Here is a 6,694-nt window from a genome sequence, read left to right on the forward strand (position 1 = left end):
ACCGCCAGCAGTCGGACGGGAGCCAGCAGGCGATACCGCTGTGACATGCCCATGTGATTTCTCCTCTTTGAGTTCTGTGCTGCACCGGAACCCGTCGGGAACCGATTCCAGATCACCGTAAGCGACAACAACCCCCAGCGCAATACAGTTTGGTCACGACTCAATAACTGGCGGATTTGTGGGCAAATTCCGCGCGGAGACGTGAAGGAACCGGTTCCAGATCCTGAGATTGTCGGATACTCTTCATGACGTCGACACCGACGTCGAAGACCCTTCGAGGAAGACGGCTCATGAGCGGAATCGCCGATGTGGCACGCCTGGCAGGCGTGTCGAAGTCGACGGCGAGCAGGGCGCTGACCGGCGGCGGATACGTCTCCGACGACACCCGTCGACGCGTCACGGACGCCGCGGCATCCCTGGGCTACGTCCCGTCCACGAGTGCCGTGAGCCTGGCGACGGGACGCACGCGCACGGTCGCGCTGATCGTGCCCAAGGTCAACCGGTGGTACTTCGGAGCGATCATCGAGGGCGTCGAGCGCTCGCTCATCTCGCAGGGCTACGACGTCACCCTGTACGTCGCCGAGCCCGGGTCGCGCGATCGCGAGAGCCTGTACGCGACCTACCTCGCCCGCAAGAGGTTCGACGGGATCATCGCCGTCGCCCTCGAACCCGGCGACACCGATCTGGAACGCCTCCTCGCGATCGACAAGCCGACCGTGTGCATCGGCAATCCCCTGCAGGGCATCCCGACCCTCGGCCTGGACAACATCGGGATCACGCGCATCACGACGCAGCACCTCATCGCGCTGGGTCACACCGACATCGCGTTCGTCGGCAGCACGCCCCCGACCGACGCGCCGGCGCGCGACGTCGACGAGCGCTCGATCGGCTACCGCAACGCGATGAACGACAGTGGGCTCGCGGTGCGCATCCGCAACGTCCCTTCGACGCTGACGATCACCGACGCCTACGCCGCGGCGGCATCCTTCCTCGCCGACGCCGCCTCGCGCCCCACCGGGGTGGTAGCGGCGTGCGACGAGGTGGCCGTCGGGGTGATCATCGCGGCCCGCCGGATGGGCATCTCGGTCCCCACCGAGCTGAGCGTCGTGGGCATCGACGGCCACGACTACGCCGAGATGTTCGCCTTGACGACCGTCGAGCAGTACCCGGAGGCCCAGGGGGTCGAGGCCACCCGCCTGCTGTTGTCGATGCTCGAGGGCGCGCAGCCCCCGCAGCGGTCGCTCGCGGCCACCCGCTTGGTCGTGCGGGCCTCGACCGCTCCCCCGCGCGCGGTGTGAGACGAACGGGACCCCGGATACCAGGCATCCGGGGTCCCGTCTCGTTTCGGCTCAGTCGGTCTGACGCACCGACCGGCGTCGCACGATCACGCCGATCCCGAGGAGCGCCAGGGCGGCGAGGACGCCGGCCCCCATCCATGCGGTGTCGGAACCCGTGACGGCCAGCGCTCCGCCGGACGGCGACGATTCACCCGTCCCCGAATCGACCTCGCCGGGGGCGGTCGCCCGCAGCGGGACCGTCACCGTCGTGCCGGTCGGTTGAGCGACGAGCTGCAGCTCGAGGGCGTCGGGCGCGTCCGCGGGGACGTTCAACGCGAGGGTCGCGGCACCGCCGACGACCGGCACCTCGACCGCGGCGGCGCCGCCCAGCGACGCCGTGACCGACGTATGCGCCGGAGCACCGAGCGAGGTCAGGTCGAGGTTCGAGACGGTCAGCGACAGGTCGCCGCCACGCTCGACCCCGGCCGGCACGCCCGAGACCTGCACCGCGCGAGCGGTGAAGTCAGGGGTCAATCCCGGATTGGCTCGCAGATACGCGATCCAGCCGTCACGGTCGACGAGACCGGAATCCCGGGTGTCGGCACCGTCCCGGAAGACCGAGAAGCTGTCGCCGCCGCCGAGGAGGAAGCTGAACGAGCCCACGCGGTACTCCTGCGCCGGGTCAACGGACACACCGTCGATCCAGATGCCCGAGACACGCTCGCCCGCCGGGCGGGACGCGTCGTAGGTGTAGCGGACGTTCTCGGATACCCCGAGCGCGAGGTTCGCGGTGCGTCCCGCTGCGTCGCCCCACTGCTGCTCGAGCATGACGCGCAGCTGGTCTCCCGTGAGGGTCGTCGTCCACAGGTTGTTGACGAACGGCAACACCGCATTGGCCTCCGCAAGCGTGATGACACCGTCGCCATCGAAGAGCAGCTCCGCCCGCAGCCCGCCGGGATTGACCACGGCGAGGTCCGCGCCGCCGCGAAGCGGGTCGGCGAGAGTGGACAGCAACGCGTCGGCCACGAGCCCCCCGAGCGCCGACGGCTTCGAGCGATCGTCCCGCTTCCCCCCGGTGTAGACGCCGTCGATGTACGACCCCTCCGTGAACGCGGTGGTGATGTCGGCAGCGACCGACCCGACGGGCTCGCGGCCGACGACATCGGCCTCAGCCCGCGCCGCAGCGACGATCTCGTTCACCTCGGCGACGCGCGGGTAGGTCGCGATGAGACGCGCGTCGAGCGCGGCACCCGTCTCGGGCGCAACCTCCTTCAGCCGCGGAACGTTGCGAGCGGTGTAGTCCACCACGTCGCCGCCCTCGTCCACGGTGAGCACGATCTGACCGATGTTCTCGCCGTAGCTCCCCGTCTGAATGATCGGGCGCGTGCCCTCACGTCCCGGGATCGGCGCGTCCCACGCGTACAGGGCGTGCGTGTGGCCGGTGAAGATGGCGTCCACCGCCGGGTCGGTGTCGTTGACGATCGCCGCGAACGCGCCGCCCTCCGCCAGAGCCTGGTCCAGTGTCGCGGTCGGACCACCCAGCTCCGTCCCCTCGTGGTACTCGGCCACGATGACGTCGACCTGGTCGTCGATCTCCGCGACAACGCGGTTCACCTCGGCGACCGGGTCCCGGAACTCCACGCCCTCGATGCCGCCGGGCGACACGAGCGTGTCCGTCGTCTCCGTCACGGCACCGATGACACCGACGCGCACACCGTCGACCTCGAACGTCGCGTAGCCGGGAAGGAGCGGCTGACCGTTCTTGTAGACGTTCGCCGCGAGGTAGGGGAAGTCGGCGAGGTCGGACACGCGACCGGTGAGGTCGTCGGCGCCCTGGTCGAACTCGTGGTTGCCGGTGGCCGAGGCCGCCAGCTCCAGCGCGTTCAACACCTCGATGGTCGGGCGGTCGCCGAACAGCGACGACGCGAACAGTGACGCGCCGATGTTGTCGCCGTTGGAGAGGAACAGCGAGTTGTCGTCGCCGTACTCGGCGCGCAGCTGCTCGACCGTGCCGGCGAATTTCACCGTGTTGGCATCGATGCGGCCGTGGAAGTCGTTGATGCCGAGAAGGTTGACCTCGGTCGTCGACGACAGGTCCAGACCCACGATGACGGGGTCGTGGTCGCTGGACCGGTAGGGCGAGGTGTCGTAGAAGTTCAGCGCGTTGTAGTTGTACCGGCTGTACTCGAGGGCGAGCGCCTCGACCGCGTTGATGTTCCAGATATCGGTGCCGGTGACCAGCTCGCGCGCCGAGGGCGACGCCAGCACGTGATCGAGGGATCCCGACTGTCCGCTGAACGAGTACGAGTACTTGCCCGTCCCCGCCTCGAGCGGCTCGAAGCCGAACTCGCGGAGCTTCTCGATCGGGTCTTCCTTCGTGTAGGCGTTGAAGTCGCCGAGGAGGAACACGTCGTCGGTGCCGACCGCGGTCGACCGCTCTTTCGCGAAGTTCCCGAGGGCCTCCGCCTGACGCACGCGGTCGCCGTTGAAGGCGCCCTGGATGCCGTTGGCGTTGTCGCCCGTCGCCTTCGGGTCGCTGTCACCCTTCGACTTGAAGTGGTTCACGATCGCGAGGATGGTGGCATCCGCGTCGTCTACCGGGGCGAAGGCCTGCGCGAGGGGCTGACGGGCGTTGGCGAACGCAGGGTCGTCGAGGATGACGCTGTCACCGACCGGCTCCACCACGGCCTTCTTGTAGATGAAGGCGGTGCGGATGACGTCCTCGGAGGCCGGCAGCACCGCAGGCGAGGGCACGAATGCCCACTGCTCCGAACCGAGGGCCGCGTTGAGCGCCGCGACCAGCGTGGACAGTGCCTCATCGCGGTCCTTGCCGAACTGTGCGGAGTTCTCGATCTCCTCGAGCGAGACGACGTCGGCTCCGAGCCCGTTGACGGCCGCGACGATCTTCGCCTGCTGACGCTCGAGGTTCTCCGCGTTCGCCGCCCCGCGCGGGCCGTTGTCAGGGCACCGGTTCGCCGTGATCGGGTTGCCCGCACGGTCGTCGTACGTTGATGTGCAGCCAACACTCTCAGCCGTGGTCGTGAAGTAGTTCAGCACGTTGAAGCTCGAGATCTTCAGGTTGCCGCCGACGGGCGCCGGAGCCTCTGTGCGGGTGTTCTCGAAGGTCGCCGGCTGGACGGCATCCGCGTTGTCCACCGTCAGCTGCTGCGTGGGCTGGAACTTCCAGGAGTTATTGCGGAAGTCGAGGATGACGGGCGTCTCGAACGACACCGCCGCACCGACCCGCACGGGATCGGTCAGCGAGACGTAGGGCAGGGGGACGTCCTTCGCGGTCCTGAGGAAGTCCAGCGACGCCCCGTCGTCGAGCACCACGGCACGGGCGTTGTTGTCGGCCACGGCCGCGACATACCCCGGAGTGTCCGGGCGAGCGACGTCGGTCGGGGTACGCAGCGGCGTCGTGCCCGCGGCCAGCCCCACCTCGGCATACTGGTTGGTCGTGTACGTGTTGGTGACGGTGAAGTCGCCGCGCGGCGCGAGGAGCATGCCCTCGAAAGGCTCGCGCTTCTCGTCGGTCTGAGGCCAGACGATCACGGCGGGCTCGACGGGGGCGGCCCCATCGGTCAGAACCCGCACTCCGTCCGCACTCGCGGTGAGCTGGGTCTGACCGTAGTATTCGGCGGCCGTTCCGGTGACCTCGACGTGCGCGCCGATCTCCACCTTCGCCGTGGCCGCTGCGCCCCAGACGAAGATCGCGTCCGACGCGGTGTGGGCCGCCGGGTCGATCTCGCCGCCCGTGCCGGGCGTCTGGAGGAAGAAGCCGTTGTAGCCCCCGGTCGGGTAGGCGGCAGTAACGACACCGCGCGTCGTGACCGTGGTGCCGGCGAGCGGCGTGGTGGCGCCGGAGCCCTGGATGTCGCGAATCGGCACGACCGCGCCGGGGATCGTGGGCTCATCGGTCGGCGGGTCCGTCGGCTCGGGCTCCGTCGGCTCGGGGTCGGGCGTTGCGCCGGAGCCTTGAGGCGTGACCGTGGTCGCGTTGGTGAAGTCCGCGGAGTTGTCGTCGGTGTCGACGAGATCGGTGCGCACGAGGGAGTTGGGGGTGCCGTTAGGACCGTCGACCACGGCGGGCGCGGTCTCGAACGCCACGGCGCTGCCGTAGCCGAGGAAGTCGACGACACGCGTGTCGTCGACGTCGCCGGACGGCAGCGCGAGCGACTCGGCGACGTTCGCCAGGTACAGCTGGCCCTTCGTGCCCGACGGGTTCATGCCCGTGCTGATGAGATCGGGGGCCGGCAGGTCGGCACCATTCGCCGCGTTGCCGCGGATCTGGATGAGATAGTGGCCGCCGGCCGCGATGGAACCGCGCAATTCCTGCGTGTTCGCCGCACTGGGGGCGGTGATGCTGTCATCCGGGCGGTACTGCAGCGACCATCCGCTCAGATCCTGCGCGGTGTCGCCGGCGTTGTACAGCTCGACGAACTTCTTGTTGTAGGGAGCGCCGGTGCTCCCGCCCTTCAGGTAGGCCTCGCTGATCACAACCCGCGGGCCGTCGGCGGCGAACGCGGGAGCGGGGACGAGCGCGGATCCGAGGAGCGCCGCTCCGAGGACGGCGCTGAGTGCGGTGGTGAACCGGCGCGCGGGCGCGCGGGAGGGTGCGTGATGCATGGGTCTCCAAGTACCGGCGTGCGACGAGGCGACGTCGGAGGGGGGATCGACGGGGGGTCATGTCGACCGTAGACGAGACGCATACCGTTTTCCCAGACTCCCATGTTTCGAAACGGTGAACATCGGTGTCTCACCCCCTCGAATCGGGCACCATCCCCCGGAGACGACGAAGGCCCGGATGCCGTGGCATCCGGGCCTTCGTGTACCGCGAAGGTGAACTGAATTACTTCAGGGTCACCGAAGCGCCGGCCTCCTCGAGGGCAGCCTTCGCCTTCTCGGCGGTCTCCTTGTTCGCGCCCTCGAGCACGGCCTTGGGGGCACCGTCGACGACGGCCTTGGCCTCGCCGAGGCCGAGCGAGGTGAGCTCGCGGACGACCTTGATGACCTGGATCTTCTTGTCGCCGGCGGCCTCGAGGACGACGTCGAACGAGTCCTTCTCCTCGACCTCTTCGGCGGGGGCGCCACCGGCGGGGCCGGCTGCGGCCACGGCCACGGGGGCGGCGGCGGTGACGTCGAACGTCTCCTCGAACGCCTTCACGAACTCGGAGAGCTCGATGAGGGTGAGCTCCTTGAACGCGTCGAGCAGCTCTTCGGTGCTGAGCTTAGCCATTGTGTTTCTCCTTGATCGGGATTGTCAGCCGGGCCGGGTCAGGCCGCGGTGTCCTGCTTCTCGCGCAGCGCGTCGACCGTGCGAACGGCCTTCGACGGAAGCGCCTGGAAGACGTATGCCGCCTTGGTCATCGTCGCCTTCATCGCACCGGCGAGCTTCGCCAGCAGGACTTCACGTGTCT

Annotated in this window: 3 protein-coding genes and 1 pseudogene; 1 reads left to right on the top strand and 3 read right to left on the bottom strand. The window is 68.7% G+C overall.

Going from position 1 to position 6,694, the window contains the following annotated elements; all coding sequences use genetic code 11:
* Positions 1 to 290: 290 nt before the first annotated feature.
* Positions 291 to 1,298 (top strand): LacI family DNA-binding transcriptional regulator, encoded by a 1,008-nt coding sequence (locus LQV45_RS15145; RefSeq protein ID WP_230007744.1) that lies wholly within the window; start codon positions 291 to 293, stop codon positions 1,296 to 1,298.
* Positions 1,299 to 1,349: 51 nt separating this feature from the next.
* Here the strand turns inward: LQV45_RS15145 and LQV45_RS15150 are convergent, their stop codons facing one another.
* The 3 genes and pseudogenes from LQV45_RS15150 to LQV45_RS15160 all read right to left on the bottom strand — a co-directional run.
* Positions 1,350 to 5,903 carry an ExeM/NucH family extracellular endonuclease gene (locus LQV45_RS15150; protein ID WP_230007745.1) on the bottom strand — a complete coding sequence of 1,518 codons (4,554 nt, stop codon included), beginning with the start codon at positions 5,901 to 5,903 and terminating at the stop codon, positions 1,350 to 1,352.
* A gap of 223 nt (positions 5,904 to 6,126) precedes the next feature.
* Entirely contained in the window at positions 6,127 to 6,513 is a 387-nt protein-coding gene (gene rplL, locus LQV45_RS15155; protein ID WP_076494519.1) for a 50S ribosomal protein L7/L12, read from the bottom strand.
* A 38-nt stretch (positions 6,514 to 6,551) separates the two neighbouring features.
* Positions 6,552 to 6,694 (bottom strand): annotated as a pseudogene (locus LQV45_RS15160) (50S ribosomal protein L10); the annotation flags it as partial.

Source organism: Microbacterium sp. Bi128 (assembly GCF_918698205.1).